The following is a 25,125-nucleotide window of genomic DNA, read 5'->3' on the forward strand; positions in this document are numbered from 1 at the left end:
ATCAAATATTATTTACCATACCATCAATTATCTCATCTACTCTGTTGATGTGGTGTGTTTCTATATATTCGATTTGTTCGTTAGATAATTTAATATGCTTTAGAAAAGCTAAAATGTGGGAGACTAATGAAATAAGAGATATTAAAATTAAAATAAAACTACCCATTAATAATGAGTTGGCTGCTTCTTTAAAAATCATAATTGAAACCAAAAATACGATTGAGAAGAAAAAACTAATTAAAACTAAATCAGCAGTTGATGTCCAGATAAGTCCATTGAAAAAAACATTGATTTGTTTTTTCTTTAAAGATTCATCATTATCAATAATATTATAAAATACACCACTTTTCAGTCTGTTGTTTTTATATAAAAATTGTTTCTGCTCATCTGTTAAACTTTTAGTGTGTAGTTTAATCATATGATTTTTAATATTCAAGTCTATTTTTTTATGAGAAAAATTGGTAATTAGAAACCTAATATCTGTTAAGTAAAATAACGTACCAAAAGCAATTGCAATAAGAAGTGGGATTGAATATTCTTCAAATTCTATTTCTGCAAATGATTTATCTGTTATTATGAAGTAGTAATAAGTACCAATTATAACTGCTATTATACCTGGTATTAACAATCGTAATTTCTTTAATGTATTTTGTTCCATAGTTTAATTCAAATGCCTTACAACGGTTCGGCTAAGATTTCGTTGCGGACATTTCCAACGGAAATTGTCCGTATGCAATCTAGCCTTGTTAATTGTTATTAGGTTTGAAGTTAACGAAAATGCAGCAATGAATTTTAGCCAATGTTGTGCATAGTTTTAATTAAATTGCTCCTATAACATTCATTGTCCCTTGAATTATTATAATCGCTATTAATATCAAACCGGATAAAAATGCGATGTTAGTCAATACTAATTCAGTTTTTCTACAAGCAAGTGCATATTTGTATATCCTCCAAAACACTTTTGACTCATTTTTACTCCCAGATTCATAATAACTTTCCAATGAGTTTTCTACAAAGGTGTAAACCATTGCTTTTTCAACATACTTTTCTTCAAGCTCCCTTATTTCGATTTTTTGTAGATATCCTATCCGTTTTTCACCTTCAAAAAGATTCTCGATAAAACCAATTTTATTCATTAAACTGTGAGTAATACCAAGTTCATTTTTGTACTCGATTAGATGACCAAAGTTTTTTTTGTTGGTAGTGAAATTGGAGTAAGAGTCGTTTTCTTTTATGATGTTGGGAGCCCTTAGGTTATAGACTAATGATCCAATAGTAAATAATAGTGCAGCAAAAAAGAATAGTTTCCAATTGAAGGGTAAAGTGAGAACAAATTGGAATTCGTAACCACCTAGTATGAGATCAACAGGAGAATTAATGCTTGAGAATAATTTGGCAATTACTGGGACAATAAATAGATATATGTAAGAGCTATTTACTATCTTATTCTGCCCCAATACGGAAATTTGTTTCCAGTTAAGAGTGTATTTACCAATCCAAGAATTCATTATTTTTAAAATTATGCACAACTCATAAATAAGTAGGTAGTATACAAAATGCCCATACAGGCAAAAGATATATCCATTCCAATCCTAGTTGTTTTTGACACACCAATTACACATACTTAGTGTAGGGCCATTGGGTCCATCAAAAACAGATTCGTAAGTAGTTTTGGGGAGAACCGTGAAATTATAATTTTTCCAACAAAACCCATTACAGAAAAACCTTAGTTTTTTTGGGGCTTTTGTTCTATTTGGCCTTTTGGGTAAAATCAATCAACAAGTACCGCAACTAATACCATGGTGCCCATGGCACTGTTAGGTATCCACCAAAAATTGGTTGGGGGATAAAACGCCTAAGGCTTACCTTTGTAGTGATAAAACTTAGAACATGAGCTTTAGAATAGAAAAGGACACGATGGGCGAGGTACAAGTGCCATCGGAAAAATATTGGGGCGCACAAACCGAGCGTTCCCGAAACAACTTTAAAATTGGTGCTCCGGCATCCATGCCACTGGATGTGGTTTACGGGTTTGCCTATTTAAAAAAGGCCGCCGCCTATACCAATCATGAGCTTGGTGTTCTTGCTCCTGAAAAACGGGATTTGATCGCCCAGGTTTGTGATGAAATCCTAACAGGAAAGCATGACGACCAATTTCCCTTGGTCATCTGGCAAACGGGTTCAGGTACCCAAAGCAATATGAACGTAAATGAGGTCATTGCAAACCGGGCCCATGAAATTGCCGGTAAAAAAATTGGGGAGGGCGAAAAAACCATTCAACCCAATGATGATGTGAATAAAAGTCAATCCTCTAACGATACCTTCCCTACGGGAATGCATATTGCTGCTTATAAAAAGATTGTAGAGGTTACTATTCCAGGTGTTGAACAATTGCGGGATACTCTGGATAAAAAATCCAAGGAATTTGAAAAAGTTGTAAAAATAGGACGTACGCATTTGATGGATGCCACTCCCCTAACCTTGGGGCAAGAGTTTTCCGGTTATGTCGCACAGCTGAACCATGGACTCAAGGCGCTAAAAAATACTTTAGGGCATCTAAGTGAGCTTGCGCTGGGTGGAACCGCTGTAGGTACAGGATTAAACACTCCAAAAGGGTACGATGTGCTTGTGGCCAAATACATTGCACAATTTACGGGGCTTCCTTTTATTACTGCTGAAAACAAGTTTGAGGCTCTCGCATCCCATGATGCCATAGTTGAAAGTCATGGGGCTTTGAAACAACTTGCGGTATCCCTGAATAAAATTGCAAATGATATTCGAATGATGGCTTCTGGGCCGCGTTCTGGAATTGGGGAAATCATCATTCCTGCCAATGAACCCGGCAGTTCCATTATGCCCGGAAAGGTAAATCCAACCCAATGCGAAGCATTGACCATGGTATGTGCCCAGGTTATTGGTAATGATGTTGCCATAAGCGTTGGTGGAACCCAGGGACATTATGAACTGAATGTTTTTAAACCCATGATGGCCGCCAATATTTTACAATCAGCGCAATTAATTGGTGATGCCTGTGTAAGTTTTGACGTAAACTGTGCTGTTGGTATTGAACCCAATCATGAGGTCATCAAGACATTACTGAACAACTCTCTAATGCTGGTCACCGCCTTAAACACCAAGATTGGCTATTACAAAGCGGCCGAGATTGCCAATACGGCACACAAAAATGGAACTACGTTAAAAGAAGAAGCCGTTAATTTGGGTTATGTTACCCCTGAAGAATATGATGAGTGGGTAAAACCCGAAGATATGGTGGGAAGCTTAAAATAGAGTTCTATCAAATAGAGATAAAAAAAACCCGATTCAAATAGAACCGGGCTTTTTTATAAAGTGGATAGTGTATATTATTTTAATGCGAACTTGGAAGTTCCCAATAATTTTAATCCATTGTCATATACGTTTACCATATAATTTCCTTTTTGGAAATCAGATGCTGGCTTATTGATGTAATCACAAACATCCAAAGAACTGTTCTCATAGTAAAAGTTAGTTCCTTTGCTATACGTAATAGAGGCTCCTTCGTCATTTGACTTAGAAAAACTGTCTCCCAATACGTTACCTTGAGGATCTAATACTTCAACAAAAAATTCTCTGTCACCAGCTTCAGCAATTACGTTATCAGCAATTGTAAAGCAAACTTTAAATTTATCTGTAGACTTAGCTCTTGAAGTAGAAACCAATTTTCCGCTGCTTCTTTCTTTAACAGCATCGACAGTAAAAGTAGTAAGGCTTAGCGCAGAACCTCTTTCAACGGCATCAGCCAATTGTGTGTTTTGAACTACAAGAGAATCATTAAATACAGTTTGCTTTTCAAGCTCAACAAATGTGCTGTCTCTCTGCATGGCCAACAAGGTGTTGGAAGATGTTAAAGAATCAACCTGCTTTAACAATGCTTCTCTTTCGGCTTTAAGAACGCTAACTTGTCTTCTGTATCTAGAAAGTGATGCAATATCAGCCTTCATTCCACTTACAGAATCAATGTATTTTGCAATATTGTCCCTAGCAGCTACCAATTCTTCGTTTGTAGCATTGCTTTCCAAAATAGCTTTATCATATTCAGATTTTAAGCTATTCAAATCTTCAACAACCAATTCTTTTTCCTGCGTAAGCGCAGTAGTGGTCTTCTTTTTATCTTGGTAAAGACTTACAGTATAAATAATAGTTCCTAAAAGAACCACTCCAAGTAAGCCAGCTATTACCTTTAATCCGTTGTTACTTTTTGTTTCAGTCATATCTTTTAAATTAATTGATCTTTATGTTTTTAAGTGTATCTGATCAATTGTGTTTGGTTTATATACGGGTATGTGTTTGTTTTGGATTATATCAGATGAAATAATGCTGAAAAATTAGCTTTAAAACCTGTAGAAGCCTTAATTTTAAAGGAACTACCAAATAGTACAATCATGAAAAAAAATATCACATCTACTGTATTTTGTTTGCTCTTTCTTGTTTCTTGTACCCAAATTACAGCGCAAACTGCCTTGAATGCGTTGAAAATCATTCCTATTGAGCATGCTACCACAATTCTGGAGTGGAAAGACATCACCATATATATAGACCCTGTAGGTGGGAAAAAAGCTTTTGAAAATCAAAAACTTCCCGATTTAATTTTGATTACCGATATCCATGGAGATCATTTCAGTTTAGAGACATTGCAGGAATTGAATACCGAAAAAGCTAAAATTATGGTTCCCCAGGCCGTTGCGGACAAAATACCTGAGGAATTTACACCGCAAATAGACGTTTTGAACAACGGGGATTCCAAAGAGCGTTATGGAATTACAGTTGAAGCCATTCCTATGTATAATTTAAGGGAGGAGGCCTTAAAATTTCATTCCAAAGGAAGAGGTAACGGGTATGTACTTAATATTGATGGACAACGTATCTACTTTTCTGGAGATACGGAAGGCATACCTGAAATGCGTGCCTTACCAAATATTGACAAAGCTTTTATCTGCATGAACCTTCCATACACCATGACGGAAGAAAGTGCAGCCGATGCGGTTTTAGCGTTTAAGCCCAAAGAAATATACCCATATCACTATCGAGGAAGGCCCAATGTAAGCAATGTGAACAAGTTCAAAGAAATTGTAAACAAGGGCAACCCTGACATAAAGGTGATCCAACTGGATTGGTATCCAAATAATGATTTTTGATTTTATGAAATATTGATGGATTATTATCGTTTATGTAATTGATTCAACCAAATCAATACTTAGCCATGATACCCAAATCATATACATTAACCGTATTTGCATTATTCCTTATTGTAAATATTTCATTTTCAAATCAGTGCGATAATTTTTACGCCAAGGTGACTTATGGCCTAAGCCATACTAAGAAGGCATTGAGTGCAACCAATTTTGAACATCAAATGTACTATGCAGAAAGAGCATTGACTGCACTTGAGAAATCAAAAGCGTATATGTCCGAATGTGGATGCGAAAAATCTGAGGACAAAACCTTGGATGCCATTGAAAGTTTGAACAAGGCCATTGAACCCGTTGATTGGGATGCAGGGCGCTATTTTTCTAAAAAGTCAATGGGCATCATCAATGAATTAATTACCATTTTAGATGAATGTACTTTAGGTACCCCCGTTGTTGTGGAAGATAGTGCCAATAGTACCATTGAGAATGAGGCCTATGTGGATTCTGATGAAGCTAATCAGGAATCCATGGAATTAGAGATGGTAAAAGTTTTTGATAAGCATGCACAGGACAAACTGAAATCTACCAAAAAAGCCATAGAACAACTGGTAGTATTCTCAAAGTCCTTTGACCATAGCACATCCGACAAGGATAATGACTCAAATAGCCTAGTATCCCATCAAAAAGCATACTTGCAAGAAGCTAAAGAATTACTTGAAAAAGGATTAAAAGCACTTGAAGAAGAAAATTAGTTCGGACTAACGAATCAATTTTTTGTACTTAATACGCTTGGGCATGATATCCGTTCCCAGGCGTTTCTTTTTGTTTTCCTCATAATCCGAGAAAGAGCCTTCAAAGAAATACACTTGTGAATCACCTTCAAATGCAAGGATATGTGTGCAGATACGGTCTAAGAACCATCTATCGTGAGATATGATAACCGCACAACCTGCAAAGTTTTCCAAGCCTTCTTCCAACGCACGTAATGTATTTACATCCAGATCGTTTGTAGGTTCATCCAGAAGTAAAACATTTCCTTCTTCTTTTAAGGTCATAGCCAGATGCAGGCGGTTGCGTTCCCCACCAGAAAGCATATTTACTTTCTTGTTTTGTTCACTTCCAGAAAAATTAAAGCGGCTAAGGTATGCTCTCGAATTTACCTGCTTCCCTCCCATCATTACCAATTCCTGTCCGTCACTGAAATTCTCCCAAATGGTTTTATTTGGATCTATATTGGAATGGCTTTGGTCCACATAGGCCAACTTGGCGGTATCCCCAACAACAAACTCACCTTTATCCGGGGTTTCTTCACCCATAATCATTCTAAAAATAGTGGTCTTACCAGCACCGTTAGGGCCAATAATACCAACAATGCCTGCTTGGGGAAGATTGAAGCTTAAATCCTCGTATAATAATTTATCCCCATATGCCTTACTTACACCCTTGGATTCAATTACATTGGTCCCCAACCGTGGTCCATTTGGAATGTATATCTCCAATTTTTCTTCTAACTGCTTCTGATCTTGACTTAAAAGCTTGTCATAATTCTTTAAACGAGCCTTTTGCTTGGTCTGTCTTCCTTTGGCCCCTTGACGTACCCACTCCAATTCCCTTTCCAAGGTTTTTTGGCGTTTGGAAGCTTGTTTACTTTCCTGCGCCAGTCGTTTGGATTTTTGGTCCAGCCAACTGGAATAATTTCCTTTCCAAGGAATCCCTTCTCCCCTGTCCAACTCCAAAATCCACCCCGCAACGTTATCCAGAAAATAACGGTCGTGCGTTACTGCGATAACAGTTCCTTTGTATTGCGCTAAATGGTGTTCCAACCAATGCACGGACTCGGCATCTAAATGGTTAGTTGGCTCATCCAACAATAATACATCTGGTTCTTGAAGCAACAATCGGCACAAGGCCACCCTTCTTTTTTCACCTCCGGATAGTACTCCAATCTTCTTATCAGATTCTGGTGTGCGTAGGGCATCCATTGCAATTTCCAGCTTAGTATCCAATTCCCACGCATTGGAAGCATCAATTTTATCCTGAAGTGCGGCTTGTTTGTCCATCAACTTCTGCATTTTATCTGCATCCTCATAAACCTCGGGCAAACCAAACATGTCATTGATTTTATTGTACTCGTCAAGTACAGCAACAGTCTCTGCAACACCTTCTTTTACGATTTCAAGAACTGTCTTTTCATCATCCAACTGAGGTTCCTGTTCCAAATAACCCACCGAATAGCCTGGAGAGAAGACTACATCACCTTGATAGTTTTTATCGACTCCCGCAATTATTTTCAATAAGGTTGATTTACCGGAACCGTTTAGCCCTAAAATTCCAATTTTGGCACCATAGAAAAAGCTTAGGTAGATATTTTTTAAAACAGGTGTGTTGGCCGTTTTAAAGGTCTTGGTGACCCCGGACATTGAAAAAATGACCTTCTTGTCGTCTGACATTTGATTGTTTTTTAATTAAGAAAATGGAAAGCTAAACCCTACCCTTAAGTGCATTAAAAACCCAGGCAATTGCCAAAAATCCAACACCTACAGCTGCAAAACCCCATCCGGCAATATCATCATACTTAAAAGCACCAAGCGCTATCATGCCAATACCCACAAAAATCATGATAAATGTGGCCCATGCCAGCACTGTATTTTTATTCATTCCCATATATATCGTTCAGTAGAAAATCAAATATCGTAAAAATTGATAAAATCTTATTATCTATTGGGATGTTTATAGTTCAAAGGGAAATTTTATGCCTGCTTTCCCACGTACTGCATCCAATAATTCTGATAAATCCAAACTGTTTTGATGCGACCATAAATCACTTTGCAGTTTTTTCGCCTTTAAACATTTATGCACCTCTTCAATTTCATATACAAATCCATTCCCTTTGATAGGAAGTTCAAATATTTTGGTTTCCCCATCTTTTTCCATAGAACAGCTATTCGCCTCATGCCATCTGGGATGAACAAACAATTCTCCATCGCTACCAGAAATTTCTGCCTCCATTTTCGATTTGCTTGTCAGTCCGCTATACAATATGGCCTGTGCATTTGAATATTGAAAAATCATTGAAGTCTGTAGTTCAGTTCCATTCTCGTGAAAATTTGAAAATGCACTGATTTCTTTTGGCATGCCCAATATCAAATACGATAGGAAAATAGGGTAAATTCCTATGTCCAATAATGATCCAGAGGCCAAATTAGGGTTCAATAGCCTTGAATCCAGCCCCCTATCCAAACCATAAAAGGCAAAATCTGCATGCAAATACGATATCTCGCCTATACCTCCATCATCAATAATATTTTTTATTTTTTGAATTGATGGATTAAATCTGGACCATAGACCTTCCATTAAGAAAACTCCATTTTTCTTTGCAGCTTCAATCAATTCCAATACTTCAGCTCTGTTAACTCCCAAAGGCTTTTCACAAAGTACATGTTTCCCAGATTCCATAGCCTTAATGGCCAAATCCTTATGAAAATTATGGGGAGTGGCTATGTAAACAATATCCACCTTGTCTGAAACAAAAAGCTCGTCATAGTTGCCAAATACATTTGTGATGTTGAACTCATCAGCAAACTTTTGAGCATTAGGTAAAGTTCTTGATGCAACGGCAGAAATTTCGGCATCTTCCATAAGCTGCAGATCCGATGTAAACTTTCTGGCGATATTTCCCGGGCCTATGATGCCCCATCTAGTTTTACTTTCCATAAGAAATCAAAAGTAATGATTATAACTCCTTATCTTTATCCAACAAGATGAAATTGGGTTACAAGCTATGGATATTAACTTCAATAAGAACGAAGACCACAATAAATTAAAACTTTCTGAGCTGCGCAAAAAACTGACCGAGGTAAAGCTTGGAGGTGGTAAAAAACGGATTGAAAAGCATCATTCCAAAGGAAAAATGACAGCACGTGAGCGTATCGATTATCTTTTGGATTCCGATACAGATGTCATTGAAATTGGGGCATTTGCGGGGGATGGCATGTACGAAGAACACGGAGGGTGCCCTTCAGCCGGAGTTATTGTGAAAATTGGATATGTCCAGGGTAAACAATGTGTTGTTGTTGGCAATGATGCTACCGTAAAAGCAGGTGCATGGTTTCCCATAACCGGAAAGAAAAATTTGAGAGCACAGGAAATTTCCATTGAAAACAAACTCCCCATGATTTATCTGGTAGATAGCGCAGGTGTCTATCTGCCTATGCAAGATGAAATCTTTCCAGATAAAGAACATTTTGGCCGAATTTTCAGGAACAATGCCATCATGAGTAGTATGGGAATTACTCAAATTTCCGCTGTTATGGGTAGCTGCGTTGCAGGTGGGGCCTATTTGCCCATAATGAGCGATGAGGCTTTAATTGTTGATAAAACCGGAAGCATTTTTCTAGCCGGTAGTTATTTGGTCAAGGCCGCTATTGGGGAAAGTATCGATAATGAAACCTTGGGCGGTGCTACTACGCATTCCGAAATTAGCGGTGTAATTGATTATAAGACCAAAGATGATAAGGATGCCTTGGATAAGATAAAAAACATTGTAGGTAAAATTGGAGATTTTGACAAAGCGGGTTTCAATCGTATTGAAACAAAAAATCCAATAGAAAACCAAGAAGATATTTACGGTATTCTTCCTGCTTCGAGGAGCGACCAATACGATATGTTGGAGGTTATTAAACGCTTGGTTGATAATTCTGAATTTGAGCAATACAAAGAAGGCTTTGGAAAGACCATTCTAACAGGTTATGCCCGTATTGATGGGTGGGCTGTTGGGATAGTGGCCAATCAGCGTAAAGTGGTAAAGACCAAAAAGGGAGAAATGCAGTTTGGTGGGGTAATCTATTCTGATTCTGCTGATAAAGCCACCCGTTTTATTGCCAACTGTAACCAAAAGAAAATTCCATTAGTCTTTCTACAAGATGTGACCGGTTTTATGGTGGGTAGCAAAAGTGAACATGGCGGCATTATTAAAGATGGGGCCAAAATGGTGAATGCCGTTAGTAATTCCGTGGTCCCAAAATTTACCGTAGTTATTGGAAACAGCTATGGAGCGGGAAACTACGCCATGTGCGGTAAAGCCTATGACCCAAGGCTTATAGTAGCTTGGCCCAGTGCAGAATTGGCGGTTATGAGCGGAAATTCCGCTGCCAAGGTATTATTGCAAATAGAAAAAGCCTCGTTGGAAAAGAAAGGGGAGAAAATTACTGCAGAAAAGGAGAAGGCCTTGTTCAACCGAATAAAAAACAGGTATGATAATCAGGTTTCACCCTATTATGCAGCTTCCAGGCTTTGGACGGATGCCATTATTGACCCACTAGAGACGCGAAAATGGATATCCATGGGAATTGAAGCCGCGAACCATGCACCCATTGAGAAGCCTTTTAATATGGGGGTTTTGCAGGTTTAAAGTAACCTTCATTTAGCTTCCCTGTAAAGATTTGCATTTAGTGTTGGTTTATTCCCCACTTGTTTATATGCTTGTTTAAATCCATCTTTGAAAAAATGGAGGGTGTCATTTCTATTGGCTTCAATTTTATATCTCCCATTTGCATCAGTTACAACTACAGCTTTGGTATTGGTATTACTTACTTTCACATTGGCCACCGGCCTTCCCATTTCCAATACAAATCCAGTTATATAACTTTTTTTGGACTCTGACCTTTTGGCTTTATTTTCAACTCTCTGATACTTACCATCTTCAACAAATAGATCTGAACTTATATGGTAAGCCATGGAATGACTGAGTCTCTCCCATTGGCCCATGCTCGTATACCTTCTAAAAGATCCGGGTGTATTTAAAGTTCCTGCCAACATCAGTTCTATATCGCCCTCTCCAAAGACTTCTAATAACTCTAGAGATGCTATAAAATCATTCTCTGTGTAAATATTAAAAGATTCTAGGTGGATTTTAGCAATTTTGGTGTTCTTTGTAATGGTAAAAAGGATATTTTTTCTAGACTTATTCAAATTTACACCAGGCTTACCTCCCTTTTTTCTATTGACGTCATAGAAATTTATCCTTACTAAAAGGCTGTCCAAATTTGTGTGCCAAACCTCAAATTCAAATGTCTTTAGCTTTCGTAGACCTTTTTTCGCCTTGATACGAGTGGCAAGTTCAGCACCAAGACTAGTACCTTCCTTCCAATATCCAAAAATATTGTTACCATAATTCCTATACCCAATCTCATCATTAAAAAACCTCCCATTGGCATCAGTCAGTAATATCCCTTCCAATGCATGAACATATGGCTTCATCAAAATCCTAGGATAGCCGTTGAATATCATTTCGGCTGATTCCACATGTATTTCCTTCGTCTCGTAGCCAAGGCAAGAAAATTGAATTTTTTTACCCTTAAAGTCCACAGGATTCATTTCTAAATGAAATATTCCTTCTTCATTACTCACAGTACCTAGACGATCTTCAACAATCGCAATATTTACATATGGAATGGGTTCCTTAGTATTGGCATCTAGTATAATACCTTTATAATCTTTTTGTGCAAATCCACTAAGTGATATAAAAAGACCAACTAGAAAGAAACGGGTATATTTTATAGTCATTTTATTGCATAACCAGCGTTTCATTGTTTTTTACTCTAATTAATTCCTTGGTCTTATTTTTTATGAATAGTTTAAAAGTCTGTACCTCTCTTCTTTGATTTTTTTCTCCGTAATTATGAAACAATGTTACTTTAAGATAGCTTGGAGTCAAACTTTTATTTCCTAAATAAGTAGCATATATCGTCCAGTCATCAGTTGTGGAACTCTCCAAAAAACGTTCAAAAATACTGTATCCATAATCTTTTGAGCGTAGCACCTTATCCGCATTATCGGCTATGTTATGCGTAAACTTGCTAAAATGTTTTTTAGCATTGATAAAACTTATTTCAAATTCAGCTTCACTATCACTCCACTCAAAGGTCACTCTTGTTTTTCCCCTTAGATTATTTTCTATATCATCTACCATGGCATTATCGATATCATTTAAAAAAATAAGGTTTTCGTAATCCCTTTTAATAATAGGTGAAAAGCCAAGAACATCGGCTTGCATAAATCCTTCTGTCAGTAAATAGTCATATCGTGCATAAATGGAAATTGCCTTTTCTGGCTCATTTGTATTTAAATAGCTATTGGCCATATCATAATAGCTTTGGGTATAGTTTGGCCTTAGAATGAATACTTCTTTATAAATTCTGTTGGACATTTTGAATCTATTTTGACCATCGTAGATATACGCCAAGGCTTTTAGATGCACTGGATTGTCCTGAAATCTAAAAATATTGTCATTAATAATTGTATCGGCATATTCTTTCTCATTCCAATTATCATGGAAATAACGATAGGCATCCAAAAAAAAGAATGCAGATCCCGAATGACGGTCTTTTAGTTTGTCATAAACTTTTTTAGCTTGTTCGTAGGACGATGATGCATGGAGTTCCTTTAAATAGTTTGGCCAATTTGTACGAACTTGTTCTTTATCCAATACCGAAAATATCATTTTTGAGTCCTTTAAAACAACATTGCCTTTGTTAAGGCCGATAGGGATGGAATGTATTGTGTTGATGATTATTACAGCACTAGCTCCAAGAACACTATAAAAGCTTGCATTTGACCTTCCATTGATAAATGCTATACGTTCTATATCAGTAGAGAACAACCATGTTGGTGCTTCGCGGAATATCTGCCCATCGACATCAAAAATTACACCATTGGGGTTGTCACCTATAGCGTCAGAAACAAATCCATTGGAATTTCCAAAACCAATACCTCTTCTAGTAGTTACAATAGCTCCTCTGGCGCAATCGCCTTGTACAATCAAGTTAGGGAACCTTGATTCCAATAAACTTAAAAAACACGTTCCGCTAAGACCCAATCGTTTTCCAGATATTACTTGAATATTGACAGGTGACACAGATGCATCCATGTAACCGTATCTCGTATAAATGATTTTATCATTTTTTAAATACTGGCTTTCCAAATACTTTTCAGGTGACCTTTTCTTTAAATCTTCAACTAGTACCACCTCATCCAATTGGGTTGCATTGTATTGCATGGCAAGATTTAAAACCCTAGTAACATCTTCAACCCTTATTATCACTGTCTTCATGGCAGTTTCAGTGTATTCTAAAACTTCACCCTTATTTGCAATTATGGTATACTTCCCATTTTTATCAGTAATAGACGACAGGCCCGTATCTAAATTTTTAATAATCACCTCTGATAACGGTTTCTCCCCAACGGTTATTTTGCCTGTTATTTTTCTCTCTTGTGAAAAACTAAGGGAAAAAGTAAGGAAAGAAAATAAGAATATGGCTAGTGTCCTCATCCGATTCAATTTAAATTTATATGAATTATTTGCTTAGCTATCAACAACTTAAATTTACTTTAAAAGCTAATAAAAACATATTTTCAATCTCTTAAATATTCCTTAATTCTTGGAATCAACAACAAATCTGTCTGCCTTCCATTTACATAACGAAAACCGTCTTTACCGTAGAAACCAGCTTCTTCCAACATAATCCGAATATCTCTTTTCCATTCCGGTATGTTGACTGTTGTATTTAGTTCTATTGCATACACTGTATTTGGGTTAAGTGGATAGCTATCACCATCATCTTTCATGACCCCACCTTGCGAATCCCACATGCCAATTGTTGTTCCGGCTGAATGTCCATAGCTTCCCAATGGATGGGTATAAATTGCAGGTTGTAGGCCCTCATCTTTTGCTTCTTGTAGGGACTTGGACAAAATTTCGTTTCCTGTTCTTCCAGTAACCATATTTTGTGTTAAAAAGTCTTGGACTCGGTTCCCATCTTTCAATGCGTTTACTAAAAACATTGGTGCTTCTTTTTCGTTGGGTTTTAACACATAGGCCAGTTCCTGACAATCGGTATTTAGCCGTAAATAAGTAATTCCGAAATCACAATGCAGCAAATCACCAGGCTGAATAATCAAATCATCTGGCCTACCGGAGAATGAATAGAGATGTCCAACAAGTTCTTCGCTTGTGCGTTGCACATCCACTGTAGGATGAAACCAGGTTTCCAACCCTAAATCCGTCACCTTTTGGCGCATCCACCACTCTACTTCTGTTGTGGTTGTAACGCCTGGGGTAATTACTTTTTCGGAAAAGGCTTCGGCAATAATATCGTGGGTAATATCTACCAACTGATTGTAGGTTATCATTTCCCGTTCTGTACGTGTTTCAATCCACCGGACTGCCAATTGCTCCGCCGATATTACCTTAGAACGATATGCCTTGGGAAGATTTGCCATAAACTCATCATAATCAGTCTTATCCAAACCATCGGCAATATTATGATCTCTGGAAAAATTGAGCCCAATCTTTTTCGGGTTTCGCCCTTCAATAAGTTGCATTAGTCTTTTCCATTGATTGGGTTCTTTTTCTTTATCCCATGCAGATGCTATACTCTTGCCTACATTGTACCGGGCTACGGCCAGTTTATCAATAGTATTCTTCTCTTTATTTCGATAAAAGAGCAGTATTGTCCTTCGTCTTGCGTTCAACCAAGTGGCTGGTAGCATTGTTTTTAGCACTGGGTCTTCATTGTACTCTCGTGAAATTACAATCCACATGTCAATCTCGGTATGATCCATCAATTCTGGAAGCAGGGTGTTGAAGCGTTCTTCCAAAATTTCATCTACAACTCGCGCACGCTCAGATTCTGGAAGAATTTGTTGTGCTACTAAAATTGGGGAAAGAAGAAGGAAAAAACAGCGTATAGAATTTTTCATTTAAAATCTTTTCCTTGAAAATACGTCATTTTATGCATAAAAAAAGTGCCCAAAGGCACTTTAATTTACATACTGTCCATATACGATTTTACGAGCCGTACAAACTCCGCTTTATATCCTTGTGGGTCATTTGCCATTCCATTTTCGGCTAAAACGATTACATCATTCAAAGTAGTAGTGTTTATATATTGAGATTTCCTTAAATGAAGCCCAAACAGCGCAACTGATGCTGCAAAACTGAAGTCAGGAGAAATGGTTTCCATTTCATTTTCCAATACTTGATTTATCTCAGTGCTTACGGAGCCATCAGGTTTTTTATATCTGAATTTTACCGTTAAGAATTCATCTGGATTCCCTTTAATAATTGTATCGGAATATTTTAAATTATGTACTTCTTTAAGGTAAGGACTATCCACCCCAGATGGAATGACCTCATATAGTGCTGTTACCGTATGGCCACTCCCCAATTCCCCCGCATCTTTGGTGTCATCAATAAAATCTTCGTCATCCAACAATCTATTCTCATATCCTATCAATCTGTATCCTTTGACGGCTTGTGGGTTAAACTCAACCTGAATCTTCACGTCTTTGGCTATAGTGTATAATGTCCCGCCAAACTCTTGCCCGAAAACCTTTTGTGCCTCTTGCATAGTATCAATGTATGCATGGTTGCCGTTACCCTTATCCGCAAGTTTTTCCATTTTGGAATCTTTGTAATTTCCCATTCCAAAACCCAAAACTGATAAGAATACTCCTGTTTTTCTTTTTTCCTCAATCAATTCAACCATGGCCTTATCACTTGACGGACCTACATTGAAATCACCATCCGTAGCCAATATCACACGATTGTTTCCATTTTTAATAAAGTTCTTTTGTGCCAGTTTATAGGCAAGTTCAATACCTGCACCGCCGGCAGTTGACCCTCCTGATTCCAGGTTTTCCAAAGCATTTATTATTTCCTCCTTTTTGTTGCCGCGTGTTGGTTTTAAAACCTCACCAGCAGCACCGGCATAAACAACAATAGCTACTTTGTCTTTTTCACGTAACTGATTTACCAAAAGCTTAAAAGCTGATTTTAATAAAGGTAATTTATTGGCGCTTCCCATAGAACCGGATACATCTATTAAAAAAGTTAGGTTTGAAGGAGGTAATTCTTCATCAGTGTATGATTTTCCCTGCAATCCTATCCGCACCAATTTGGTATTCATGTTCCAAGGGGTTTGTACAACTTCAGTGTTGATTGAAAATGGATGTTCTGTAGGTTGAGGGTAATCATAATTGAAGTAGTTTATCATTTCTTCAACTTTGACTGCATCTACAGGAATCTGCTGACCATTGTTGATCATTCTTCTAACATTGCTATAGGAAGCCTTATCAACATCAACTGAAAATGTTGACAGAGGGCTTAGACTAACATGTTCAAACTTATTTTCGGTTATGTGGGCATAGTTTTCGTCATTCTGAATTTGATAATTTCCATTTTTGGTCGTTATTACCACACATCCGTTGCTTGCCGAAGAACCAAACAATTGTCTGGCTTTTGCTCCTTTATAAACATTTACTTTTTCTACTTCTTTTGGATTTATGTTAGAAATAACACTATTGTTCATTTTATGAATAGGCACCCCATCAACAATATATAATGGTTCTTTGCCTCTCTTAATAGAACCAACACCTCTAATTTTTATGTTAGCTGCAGTATTGGAAGTGACATTTTTGTTTGTTAACTGCACTCCAGCTACCTGACCTTGTAAAGCTTGTGAGATGGAATTGTGATAAGCCTTTTGTTTTTGTCTTTTAAGTTGCGCCTTAGAAGGTACTACACTAGTTACGGAAGCGGTCATGTTTTTCCTTTTAGTAGTTCCATAGCCAACAACAATTACTTCCTCAAGTGCCTGTATATCCTCTTCCATACTTACATTTATAATGTTGCTGATTCCAATTTTTATTTTTGAAGTTTTAAACCCGATATAGTTAAAAACCAATGTCTGTCCTTGATAGGCATTAATACTGTACTTCCCATCAAAATCAGTTTGTGTACCTTGGGAAGTACCTTCAACCATTACGTTTACACCAGGTAAAGGTTGGTTGCTAGTATCAGTTACCACTCCAGTAATAGTATTTGTTTGTGCAGTTACTTGGAATGTCGAGGATACGATAAAAAGAATGATTAAATTTTTCATAATTGAAGTGGTTTTTAGATTTACCGCTAACCTATTATCAATTACAAAATGAAAAAACCGGAAATTAGTTTAAGGGTATAATTTTAAAGTGAATGCTCCTTTTGAATGAGTTTATCCAAATAAGGTTTCCATTGTTTTGGAACGATTTACCTTGTTGCTTTTAGTTTCAACAAAAGATGATATGGCATATATTTCTTTTGGAACCTCATACCTAGTTATTGAATCCAATGCTTTAATTTTTTGTAGTAGTTCTTCCTTGTCCAAATTTTCAACTTCTACCAATAAAACTAATTTCTGCCCTAACGCTTCATCTGGAATACCTGCTATAAAAAAACGGGACATGATGATTTTAGATAATTTTTCCTCTATTTGTTCTGGGATAAGTTTTACTCCTCCAGAATTTATGATCGAGTCATATCTCCCCAGCCATTTAAAATGGGTTTCATCAATAAGTTCAACTATATCATTGGTTACCACCTTTGCATTGGCAATGGTAGGCGCATCTATAACTAAGCAACCTCTTTCATCTGTTGAAACTTTTATGTTAGGCAGTGTATTGAAGTAGGTCTCGACTCCGCTCGACCTGACAGAGCTATCATCAATTCGTTTTACTGCAATATGGGTAATGGTCTCAGTCATTCCATACGTTTCAAATATATTGCTTGGAATGGAGTATAGCTTTTCTTTTAAATTAGACGAGATTGAAGCACCACCTATGATCAGTGTTTTTATTTGAGACAGTTTTTCCAAGGATTTTTCTGCTTGGAGAGGTACCATTGCAGAAAAGTCATATACTTTAGTAGTATTCGCCAAAGGTTCTGAAGATGGTTCCATATAGTCCAATTCCCAACCCAAAACCATAGCACGTACCAACATCATTTTTCCTGCAATTCCTGAACATGGCAAACAGAGCAATGCTTTCTTTCCAGAATCCATATTAAAATGGCTTCCGGTGGCCATTGCCGAATTGACCATATGCTCTTTTTTGAGCACGATTTTCTTTGGTTTTCCTGTTGAACCAGAGGTAAGAACTTCCAAAGTTGGAGATTCACTTATCCAATCCAATAAAAAGTCACCTATTAAACCTTCAAATGGTTTGCCTTCTTTTATAAGACTATATCCAATTTCCGGTAGCTCATCAATACTGTAATGGATTCCATTCAGTTTAAAATGTGGATGAATATTATGCCAGGTCGGATTCATTCGCAGAAAGGGCTACAAATTCATCCTTGCTCAGTACTTTACCAAACAATTTTTCATTCCAATTCTTCCAACCGTATTTTTTAGAAAAAAAGAACAATAGAATTGGAAAGACAACAAAAACGGGGATTAAAACATCCCAACCTAAAATAGGTTCAGAAATATCTCGATAGATAGAATCTGTTTGGAAAGCTGTCCAATCCGCAGTAACCAAAAGTGCGGTTATCAAATTATTAGCGGCGTGAAAACCAAGTGCCAATTCCAACCCTTCATCCATTAAAGTCAATATTCCTAAGAAAAAACCAGTTCCTATATAATAGATCATAATGCCATAACCGAGTTTTTCCACTTCGGGGTTTGCAATGTGCATCAGCCCAAACAAAACTGAAGTCACCACCAAGGGTACCCATCTATTTTTAGCGAGAATTCCCAATCCTTGCATCATATGCCCCCTAAAAAGATACTCTTCAAAACTAGTTTGCATAGGAATCAAAAGGATTGCAATAATGGCCAGGGGTATAAATTTGGACATATTAAAATTGAAAACATAATCTTCAGGAGAAAAGTAAACGTCTATTAGCGTTAGCAAAATGGTTACACCTCCCCATAGCCCAAAGGCAAAGAAAATTCGTTTCCAATCAATCTTTTTTCTGGATGTTGTCAATGACGTAATGGATTGTCTATGGACAATGTATGTCCAACCTAAAACTATAAACAGGCCGACCGCCAATGGAGCCAATAGAATTATCAAAACTATATTGGAGCCCAGTTGGTCAATCATTTGCTGCATGGCATCCTCAACATTAATCGGAGAATTTATTGTAGCTATATAATTAAGTGCCATAAAGCCAATAAAACAGCTCGGAATAATAAAGTATTTCCAAATTCCTATGTCTCCTTTATACCCTTGTTCTATGTACATAAATGTTCTATTAAATTAGTCTTCCAGTTTTTCCCTTTTCGATAGTAAAGTTTTCCATTGGTAACTTCTAACGGGCTATCAATATTGTTTGTATATAAACTACCAGTTCCAAGGCCTTGTGGCATAATGGTATTCAACGTGTATGTCCATTGCGAAATGGCGTTAAGCCCCACATTGCTTTCCAAAGCACTGGTCACCCACCAATCTATATTATGCTTTTTTGCCAAACCTATCCATTCTTGCGAGCCACTAAAACCTCCAACCAAACTTGGTTTTAAAATAATGTATTGTGGTTGGATTGTTTGTAGCAATCTCTCCTTTTCCGTTACATCATAAATACCAATTAATTCCTCGTCCAAAGCAATTGATAATGGGGTCTCTTTGCACAATTCCGCCATTAGATCCCATTGTTTGGGTTTAACGGGTTGCTCAATGGAGTGTATTTGATATTCTGATAATTGATGTAATTTTTCCAATGCATCCTCTTTAGAAAAAGCACCATTTGCATCAACACGTAGCTCTATTTCCTCTTTAGTGAAATTGGAGCGAATCGTTTTTAGAATGGCTATTTCTTTTTTAAAATCAATAGCACCGATTTTCATTTTAATACAATCAAAACCATCTGTCAATTTCTGTTTCAATTGTTTGAGCATAAATGCTTCGTTGCCCATCCAAATTAAGCCATTTATTGAAATGGGCGATTCATTCCTGGTAAATTCCGAAGGAAACAATTCAAATGGGTTATCTGAATTTAAAGACAAAAAAGCCTGCTCTATACCAAATTGAATGGATGGAAATTCTTTTAGTTCCTTCAATAATGCTGTCTTGCCCAGCCCAATATTTGCACAGACCCAAGAAAGCTTGGATTCATAGTTGGGAACATCATCACAACTTAAACCTTTTAGAATACCACATTCACCTAATCCGAAATTAGTATCATCTTCAAGAATAAGAAACCACGTTTCCTTTTCGGTCATTACACCGCGTGATGTTCCGCTAGGTATTTTGAAATTAAGAATGTACTTTTTATAGGTAGCCTTCATCCAATAGCTCCAAATTTAGTCATATTTTAAATCTAAAATACAGGATAGCCTACCAATTATAGGAATACAGAGTTAGTCAAAAAGAGTTAGAGAAATAAATCAGTTGAAATTAAACCAAAAGCGCACACCTTCGCTTGCTTTGTCTATGTTTAATTTGGATTGTAGTTGATTAACGAGTCTATTCATCAATCGAATCCCCATTGAGGAGTGGGTGCGTTCTTCAGTATCTTCCGGAAGTCCTATACCATTGTCCGTATATTCAAAATAACCTTGGTCTCCATTTTTGCGTAGATGGATATATATTTTGCCGTTCTCATCATTTTCTGGAAAGGCGTACTTAAAGGAGTTTGAAACCAGCTCGTTCAAAATTAAACCAAATGGAATGGCTCTATCAATGTCCAATTCCGTTCCTTCGGCGTCAATGGTTATGCTGATATTATGTCCGCCCTTTTTATAAACTGATTGTACACTGTTGATCAAGCTCTCTATGTATCCCTGCATCTCTATCACAGATAAATCATCATTCTGATAGAGCTTTTGGTGAATCAAGGCCATAGCCTTTACCCTACTCTTCCCTTCTTCCAAAGCCTCTATCGCAGATTTACTTCGGGTATTTTTAGTCTGTAAGCTTAATAAACTGGAGACCATTTGAAGGTTATTCTTGACCCTATGGTGAATCTCTTTGAGCAACGAATCTTTTTCCACCAAAGCATTTTCAATAATATGCTTCTGCTCGGCAATCAAACGTTGGTTCTTTATACTTTTTAAATAGGCATAAACCAATCCCGCAAAACCCAAAAGTGTGAAAATCAAGGAAATAAATACAAGGTTTATTCGCTCGTCCTTAGCTTTCATCTCACTGCGGGCAAGTTCATTTATTCTTTTTTGCTCGTCTATCAACCGTTGGGAGTTCACCAAATCTTCATTGGCAACAATGGTAACCAGTTGTTGTTTTATTAAAGAGGATTGCTTTTTGTTCAGGGAATCTTTTATCCGCTCATTCCGCTTATAATACATCGCTGCATTCTTAAAACTCTCTACTTTATCATAATACGCCGCCAATAAACTATTGCGCTTAATGTTTTGAAGAATACTGATGTTCTCAAAATCTATATCCAAGTTTTTCTTGGCCTCACTGAATCTTTCCAGTTGTAAATTGGCATCAGATAGATTTAAAGTGTTTTCTATTACTTCACTTTTATGGGCCTTCTTAGAGGAAGAACTCAAAATCTCTATACTCTTCTCAAGTAACGGTATTGCTTCCTCATATTCATTTAACTGCACATGACATTTTCCAATGTTCCCTTCGATCTCAGCTTTTAAGAGGTCACTTTCAAAAAGCTGTTCCTCTGTTTTTTGTTTGGAAATATCATTGATAAAAACATCTAAATAGGCTTTTGCTTTTTTTAGCTCACTTAATGCCGTTGGTGCAGAATTGTCCAATCGCAAATAATTCCCAACCTTGCTATGATATATCGCCAGACCATATGAATCATTATCAGCAATGGTAGGCTTAACTTCCATTATATATTGATTTCTAGCCTTTCTGTGTAGGCCTAGGTTGCTATAGATATCGTAAAAAGCAACATTCTCGGTGAAGCCAAGTTCCCGCTTTTCCTTTCTGATTTCTATTTGCTTGTCGTATAATTGAAGATTGGCATAGTTATCATCCAAAACATTCAGGACAATCTTTTTAGAGGTTGAATCCAAGGAGTCTTTCGCTGAATATAGTTCCTTTGCCAAAGCGGTACTCTTGTCATATTCTCCCAAGTCATTATACACTTGGGTCTGCATAAGCTTGTAAAGTTGTATAGCAGCCGTATCCTTGAGTTTTTGAGCGTTGGAGAGATACACTTTAATGGTATCCAACCAATCATAGGCCGAGTTTACATTATATCTGTTTACAGCGTTGAAAAAAACATCGAACCGATCTTGGGGGACATTGGTATTTTGAAACTCCGTTAACGTACTACCTTCATCGTTTTGTGTTGATTGGGCAGATACATTCAATACTAGAACGCAACACAATATTGATACGATTTTTTTGAGGTTGTGCATCATTAATTTAATCGGTGCTAATACGAAAGATTTGAAATTTTGTGATTTAATCGTTTTATGATTGTTGTTTTTCGTTCCTATAATCTTCTATATAAAGAACGCTAGTTTAGCATCAAAATTAAATCCATTCTAAAAGAGTTATTCAGTATTGTTGTGAAAGTGCCGATTTCTGTTGTGAAAGCTATTTAAGAGTATGTAAAAAAGCTTTTTATCGGTGTTTTGTGCATTTCATGGAACTGAACTGTTTGAAAAGAGGGCATTTACTAAAAAAGGCCTTGCCAAATTGACAAGACCCTTTTACGAGAACACTATATGAAAATGAAAAAATTTACTTTTTGAATTAATAACACTGCTAATGTACAGGCATCCTTGCCCAGTAGAAAAATATTGTTGTGAACTGGATAAAAGTTGTGGTTATTTTTCTATTTGACATTATTTCATAAAAAAAAGTGCCCTAAAGCACTTTTTATATCGTTACATTGATTTTACTATTAACTATTCATTGAAGAAATAATGAACTCCTTAAAATCCTTGGAAATAGGAATCAAGTTATTGTTTATCATAATATCTTTTGAGTTGATAGCATCAATGTGGTCTACATTTACAATGTAAGACTTATGGGCTCTGTAGAATTTATTCTTTGGTAGCTTTTCCAAATAATCCTTAAGTGGAGACCTTACCAAAAATTTCTTGTCAACCGTGTTTACTTCTAAATATACATTATCCGCTTTGATGAATTGAATGTCACCAAACTGAATTCTATAGTAAAGATGTTGTTTTTTTACAAAAATAGAATCCTTTAAGACAGAGTTAGATGTAAAAGCATCACCATCACTGCCAGCAATCTCTTTGCTATTCTCTTTTTTGGAATAGTTAAAGTTAGACAAAGCAATCTCAATTGATGTGTATAAATCTTGTTGCTCAAATGGTTTTACCAAATAGCCATCTGGTTTAACTAATTTGGCATTTTCAACAGTTGCCCTATCCGAGTTCGATGTTACAAAGATGAAAGGAATGTTATACACATCCCTAATATGTTTTCCAAGATCAATCCCTGTTTTATCCGAAGCTAAAATGATATCAATAAGCACTAAGTCAACATGGTTGTTTTTTAAAACTTCAACAGCCTGTTCATATACAATTACATTATCAACAATCTCATAGCCAATTTCTTCCAGCATGGATTGCATGTCATCGGCGATGATGACATTATCCTCAACAATTAATATTTTAATGGGTTGCTCCAAGTTGTGAAAAGGTTTAGTGGGTTATGAATCAAAATTACAAAAAATTATTAACAGCTATGTGGAAGAGTATTGAAAGTAGAAAAGTGCTCAATGCCAATTTTTTCAACTCTACATCCAATTTTATGGGTTCCTTAGTTATCATCACGGTACGGAGGTGAAGAAAGATAGGGACAAAAGCGATTAAATAAAATGACTCCGTAAGCGCCAATCCCTCAATCAAAGTATATGCAATAAGACAGCTAAACGCAATTGTAATTAAAAGAAAATGATAACGTTTTCCATTCTCAAACCCCATTTTAACTACTAGGGTGTTCTTTCCAGATTTCTTGTCCGAAACAACGTCTCTCAAATTATTCAAGTTTAAGACACCGACACAAAGAAGGCCAATGGTGATTGCAGGGAACAATGCAACTAAATTTATTGATTTGGTATACAGGAACATGCTACCCAAAACACCTACAAGACCAAAAAAAAGAAATACAAATATATCTCCCAAACCTTTATAACCATAAGGTTGTGAACCCATGGTATACCTAATGGCCGCCCAGACGCATAGTACACCTAGTGCCAGAAATAGAATGAAATATTGACGTGCACCATTCCAAAAGGCTAAATAGATAAGGGCTATGGCCAATAGCATGCTTATGATTGAAGCAATAAGAATCCCTTGCTTAAGAATTTTTTTGGTCAGCAAACCACTTTGAAGCGCCCTTGCTGGTCCAATCCTATCTTCATTATCCGTTCCTTTTACACCATCTCCATAATCATTGGCAAAATTAGAAGTTACCTGAAACCCTATTGTGGTCAATAGTGCCAGAACAAAAATGGAAATCTCAAAAAAATCATTTTTCCTAGCCAATGCAGTGCCTACAATGATACCGGAAAGGGATAACGGAAGTGTACGTAATCTAGCAGCCTTTATCCAAGCCTTTATGCTACTCAAAGTTAATACGGATCTTCTATTTTGACTCTTTTACCATCTTGGTATGATGCAACAAATGCATCCTTAAAGCCCATATCTACCAATTGTTTTCTAAAAGACCGAGCTTCATCCAAAGTCTCAAAGTTGCCTAGAGAATATGCATAAAAAGGATTGGTTTTGACAAATAAGGTGTTTGTCAATGCCTCTGAGGCCAAAGTTAAATTGTTATCTACAAACGATTTTATTTGAACAGAATATATTTTATCTTTTTCTAAAAATGCTTTGGCCAAATAAAATTCCCGGACCAAACTAAGCTCTTCATTTTGAACTTTTAGATTATCTATTCTGGTTTTTATCGCATCCAAACTGTCAATGGAGACTATCAAATTGTTTTGGTTCTCAAAGGATTTTTTACTACTCAACCCTGCCGTAAAAGAAGTAATGGCCAAAGTTCCTACCAAAAAAATGGTTGTTAGACCTAAAAGAATGTTACGCTGCAATCGTATTTTTCGGACATCTTTATTCTTAATTTTTATTTGATCTAAAAGTCTTTCGTTAATGATTTGGGCCTTGTCTATATCCTTGTGAAGGTCTAATAAATCACTTTCTTCAATAAAAGGCAT

Annotated in this window: 21 protein-coding genes; 4 read left to right on the top strand and 17 right to left on the bottom strand. The window is 36.6% G+C overall.

The genetic code is table 11. From position 1 onward, the window contains the following. Nucleotide 1 precedes the first annotated feature (1 nt). Together AAY42_RS04580 and AAY42_RS04585 are read right to left on the bottom strand one after the other, a co-directional pair. On the bottom strand, nucleotides 2–658 hold the full coding sequence (locus AAY42_RS04580; protein ID WP_055392834.1) for a hypothetical protein: 657 nt from the start codon (nucleotides 656–658) through the stop codon (nucleotides 2–4). A gap of 160 nt (nucleotides 659–818) precedes the next feature. Then, entirely contained in the window at nucleotides 819–1,508 is a 690-nt protein-coding gene (locus AAY42_RS04585; RefSeq protein WP_055392836.1) for a hypothetical protein, read from the bottom strand. Nucleotides 1,509–1,890: 382 nt separating this feature from the next. Here AAY42_RS04585 and fumC point away from each other — a divergent pair, with 382 nt between their 5' ends. After that, on the top strand, nucleotides 1,891–3,288 hold the full coding sequence (fumC, locus tag AAY42_RS04590; RefSeq protein WP_055392837.1) for a class II fumarate hydratase: 1,398 nt from the start codon (nucleotides 1,891–1,893) through the stop codon (nucleotides 3,286–3,288). 74 nt (nucleotides 3,289–3,362) lie between these two features. On the opposite strand, the gene AAY42_RS04595 is transcribed toward fumC, so the two are convergent. Further along, nucleotides 3,363–4,250 carry a hypothetical protein gene (locus AAY42_RS04595; protein WP_055392839.1) on the bottom strand — a complete coding sequence of 296 codons (888 nt, stop codon included), beginning with the start codon at nucleotides 4,248–4,250 and terminating at the stop codon, nucleotides 3,363–3,365. A 171-nt stretch (nucleotides 4,251–4,421) separates the two neighbouring features. Here AAY42_RS04595 and AAY42_RS04600 point away from each other — a divergent pair, with 171 nt between their 5' ends. Both AAY42_RS04600 and AAY42_RS04605 read left to right on the top strand, forming a co-directional pair. Next, a complete protein-coding gene (locus AAY42_RS04600; RefSeq protein WP_055392841.1) occupies nucleotides 4,422–5,174 on the top strand; it encodes an MBL fold metallo-hydrolase in 753 nt (250 codons plus the stop codon). A gap of 65 nt (nucleotides 5,175–5,239) precedes the next feature. Continuing rightward, entirely contained in the window at nucleotides 5,240–5,920 is a 681-nt protein-coding gene (locus AAY42_RS04605; RefSeq protein WP_055392843.1) for a hypothetical protein, read from the top strand. 6 nt (nucleotides 5,921–5,926) lie between these two features. Here the strand turns inward: AAY42_RS04605 and ettA are convergent, their stop codons facing one another. From ettA to AAY42_RS04620, 3 genes are all read right to left on the bottom strand, one after another. Further along, complete coding sequence (gene ettA / locus AAY42_RS04610) at nucleotides 5,927–7,618, bottom strand: energy-dependent translational throttle protein EttA (protein ID WP_055392844.1); 1,692 nt, start codon at nucleotides 7,616–7,618, stop codon at nucleotides 5,927–5,929. 31 nt (nucleotides 7,619–7,649) lie between these two features. Beyond that, nucleotides 7,650–7,832: a CAL67264 family membrane protein gene (locus AAY42_RS04615; RefSeq protein ID WP_055392846.1), complete on the bottom strand. Its 183-nt coding sequence runs from the start codon at nucleotides 7,830–7,832 to the stop codon at nucleotides 7,650–7,652. A 66-nt stretch (nucleotides 7,833–7,898) separates the two neighbouring features. Next, complete coding sequence (locus tag AAY42_RS04620; RefSeq protein ID WP_055392847.1) at nucleotides 7,899–8,882, bottom strand: Gfo/Idh/MocA family protein; 984 nt, start codon at nucleotides 8,880–8,882, stop codon at nucleotides 7,899–7,901. Nucleotides 8,883–8,949: 67 nt separating this feature from the next. Here AAY42_RS04620 and AAY42_RS04625 point away from each other — a divergent pair, with 67 nt between their 5' ends. Next, nucleotides 8,950–10,578 carry an acyl-CoA carboxylase subunit beta gene (locus AAY42_RS04625; protein ID WP_055392849.1) on the top strand — a complete coding sequence of 543 codons (1,629 nt, stop codon included), beginning with the start codon at nucleotides 8,950–8,952 and terminating at the stop codon, nucleotides 10,576–10,578. Between the two features lie 8 nt (nucleotides 10,579–10,586). Here the strand turns inward: AAY42_RS04625 and AAY42_RS04630 are convergent, their stop codons facing one another. The 11 genes from AAY42_RS04630 to AAY42_RS04680 all read right to left on the bottom strand — a co-directional run bounded on the left by AAY42_RS04630 (nucleotide 10,587) and on the right by AAY42_RS04680 (nucleotide 25,125). Beyond that, complete coding sequence (locus AAY42_RS04630; RefSeq protein ID WP_055392851.1) at nucleotides 10,587–11,756, bottom strand: carboxypeptidase-like regulatory domain-containing protein; 1,170 nt, start codon at nucleotides 11,754–11,756, stop codon at nucleotides 10,587–10,589. Then, nucleotides 11,734–13,497, bottom strand: a complete 1,764-nt coding sequence (locus AAY42_RS04635; RefSeq protein ID WP_055392853.1) for a tetratricopeptide repeat protein — start codon at nucleotides 13,495–13,497, stop codon at nucleotides 11,734–11,736. The genes AAY42_RS04630 and AAY42_RS04635 overlap by 23 nt, the downstream gene beginning before the upstream one ends. Before the next feature lie 83 nt (nucleotides 13,498–13,580). Further along, nucleotides 13,581–14,927, bottom strand: coding sequence for a M24 family metallopeptidase (locus AAY42_RS04640; RefSeq protein ID WP_055392855.1), 1,347 nt, complete (start codon nucleotides 14,925–14,927; stop codon nucleotides 13,581–13,583). A 65-nt stretch (nucleotides 14,928–14,992) separates the two neighbouring features. Next, the gene (locus AAY42_RS04645; protein ID WP_055392857.1) at nucleotides 14,993–17,110 is read right to left on the bottom strand and encodes a VWA domain-containing protein; all 2,118 of its coding nucleotides are present in this window, start codon (nucleotides 17,108–17,110) and stop codon (nucleotides 14,993–14,995) included. Nucleotides 17,111–17,221: 111 nt separating this feature from the next. Then, complete coding sequence (locus AAY42_RS04650) at nucleotides 17,222–18,313, bottom strand: AMP-binding protein (protein ID WP_055392859.1); 1,092 nt, start codon at nucleotides 18,311–18,313, stop codon at nucleotides 17,222–17,224. Continuing rightward, nucleotides 18,294–19,232, bottom strand: coding sequence for a CPBP family intramembrane glutamic endopeptidase (locus AAY42_RS04655; RefSeq protein ID WP_055392861.1), 939 nt, complete (start codon nucleotides 19,230–19,232; stop codon nucleotides 18,294–18,296). Before AAY42_RS04655 ends, AAY42_RS04650 begins: the two co-directional genes overlap by 20 nt. Then, nucleotides 19,223–20,275: an o-succinylbenzoate synthase gene (locus AAY42_RS04660; RefSeq protein WP_055392863.1), complete on the bottom strand. Its 1,053-nt coding sequence runs from the start codon at nucleotides 20,273–20,275 to the stop codon at nucleotides 19,223–19,225. Before AAY42_RS04660 ends, AAY42_RS04655 begins: the two co-directional genes overlap by 10 nt. A gap of 99 nt (nucleotides 20,276–20,374) precedes the next feature. Next, on the bottom strand, nucleotides 20,375–22,336 hold the full coding sequence (locus tag AAY42_RS04665; RefSeq protein ID WP_055392865.1) for a sensor histidine kinase: 1,962 nt from the start codon (nucleotides 22,334–22,336) through the stop codon (nucleotides 20,375–20,377). A gap of 488 nt (nucleotides 22,337–22,824) precedes the next feature. Beyond that, a complete protein-coding gene (locus tag AAY42_RS04670) occupies nucleotides 22,825–23,580 on the bottom strand; it encodes a LytR/AlgR family response regulator transcription factor (RefSeq protein WP_055392867.1) in 756 nt (251 codons plus the stop codon). Nucleotides 23,581–23,614: 34 nt separating this feature from the next. Then, nucleotides 23,615–24,523, bottom strand: coding sequence for a 1,4-dihydroxy-2-naphthoate octaprenyltransferase (menA, locus tag AAY42_RS04675; RefSeq protein WP_055392869.1), 909 nt, complete (start codon nucleotides 24,521–24,523; stop codon nucleotides 23,615–23,617). A gap of 2 nt (nucleotides 24,524–24,525) precedes the next feature. Next, nucleotides 24,526–25,125, bottom strand: a complete 600-nt coding sequence (locus AAY42_RS04680; protein ID WP_055392871.1) for an SPOR domain-containing protein — start codon at nucleotides 25,123–25,125, stop codon at nucleotides 24,526–24,528.

Origin of the sequence: Flagellimonas eckloniae (assembly GCF_001413955.1) — a bacterium.
In the GTDB taxonomy this organism is placed as follows: Bacteria; Bacteroidota; Bacteroidia; order Flavobacteriales; family Flavobacteriaceae; genus Flagellimonas; species Flagellimonas eckloniae.

Coding starts and splice junctions, on each gene's coding strand:
- AAY42_RS04580 (WP_055392834.1), bottom strand. CDS start 658: ATGGAACAAAATACATTAAAGAAATTACGATTGTTAATACCAGGTATA.
- AAY42_RS04640 (WP_055392855.1), bottom strand. CDS start 14,927: ATGAAAAATTCTATACGCTGTTTTTTCCTTCTTCTTTCCCCAATTTTA.
- AAY42_RS04655 (WP_055392861.1), bottom strand. CDS start 19,232: ATGTACATAGAACAAGGGTATAAAGGAGACATAGGAATTTGGAAATAC.
- AAY42_RS04620 (WP_055392847.1), bottom strand. CDS start 8,882: ATGGAAAGTAAAACTAGATGGGGCATCATAGGCCCGGGAAATATCGCC.
- AAY42_RS04585 (WP_055392836.1), bottom strand. CDS start 1,508: ATGAATTCTTGGATTGGTAAATACACTCTTAACTGGAAACAAATTTCC.
- fumC (WP_055392837.1), top strand. CDS start 1,891: ATGAGCTTTAGAATAGAAAAGGACACGATGGGCGAGGTACAAGTGCCA.
- AAY42_RS04645 (WP_055392857.1), bottom strand. CDS start 17,110: ATGAAAAATTTAATCATTCTTTTTATCGTATCCTCGACATTCCAAGTA.
- AAY42_RS04660 (WP_055392863.1), bottom strand. CDS start 20,275: ATGAAGGCTACCTATAAAAAGTACATTCTTAATTTCAAAATACCTAGC.
- AAY42_RS04650 (WP_055392859.1), bottom strand. CDS start 18,313: ATGAATCCGACCTGGCATAATATTCATCCACATTTTAAACTGAATGGA.
- AAY42_RS04625 (WP_055392849.1), top strand. CDS start 8,950: ATGGATATTAACTTCAATAAGAACGAAGACCACAATAAATTAAAACTT.
- AAY42_RS04630 (WP_055392851.1), bottom strand. CDS start 11,756: ATGAAACGCTGGTTATGCAATAAAATGACTATAAAATATACCCGTTTC.
- ettA (WP_055392844.1), bottom strand. CDS start 7,618: ATGTCAGACGACAAGAAGGTCATTTTTTCAATGTCCGGGGTCACCAAG.
- AAY42_RS04605 (WP_055392843.1), top strand. CDS start 5,240: ATGATACCCAAATCATATACATTAACCGTATTTGCATTATTCCTTATT.
- AAY42_RS04615 (WP_055392846.1), bottom strand. CDS start 7,832: ATGGGAATGAATAAAAATACAGTGCTGGCATGGGCCACATTTATCATG.
- AAY42_RS04595 (WP_055392839.1), bottom strand. CDS start 4,250: ATGACTGAAACAAAAAGTAACAACGGATTAAAGGTAATAGCTGGCTTA.
- AAY42_RS04635 (WP_055392853.1), bottom strand. CDS start 13,497: ATGAGGACACTAGCCATATTCTTATTTTCTTTCCTTACTTTTTCCCTT.
- AAY42_RS04600 (WP_055392841.1), top strand. CDS start 4,422: ATGAAAAAAAATATCACATCTACTGTATTTTGTTTGCTCTTTCTTGTT.
- AAY42_RS04665 (WP_055392865.1), bottom strand. CDS start 22,336: ATGATGCACAACCTCAAAAAAATCGTATCAATATTGTGTTGCGTTCTA.
- AAY42_RS04680 (WP_055392871.1), bottom strand. CDS start 25,125: ATGCCTTTTATTGAAGAAAGTGATTTATTAGACCTTCACAAGGATATA.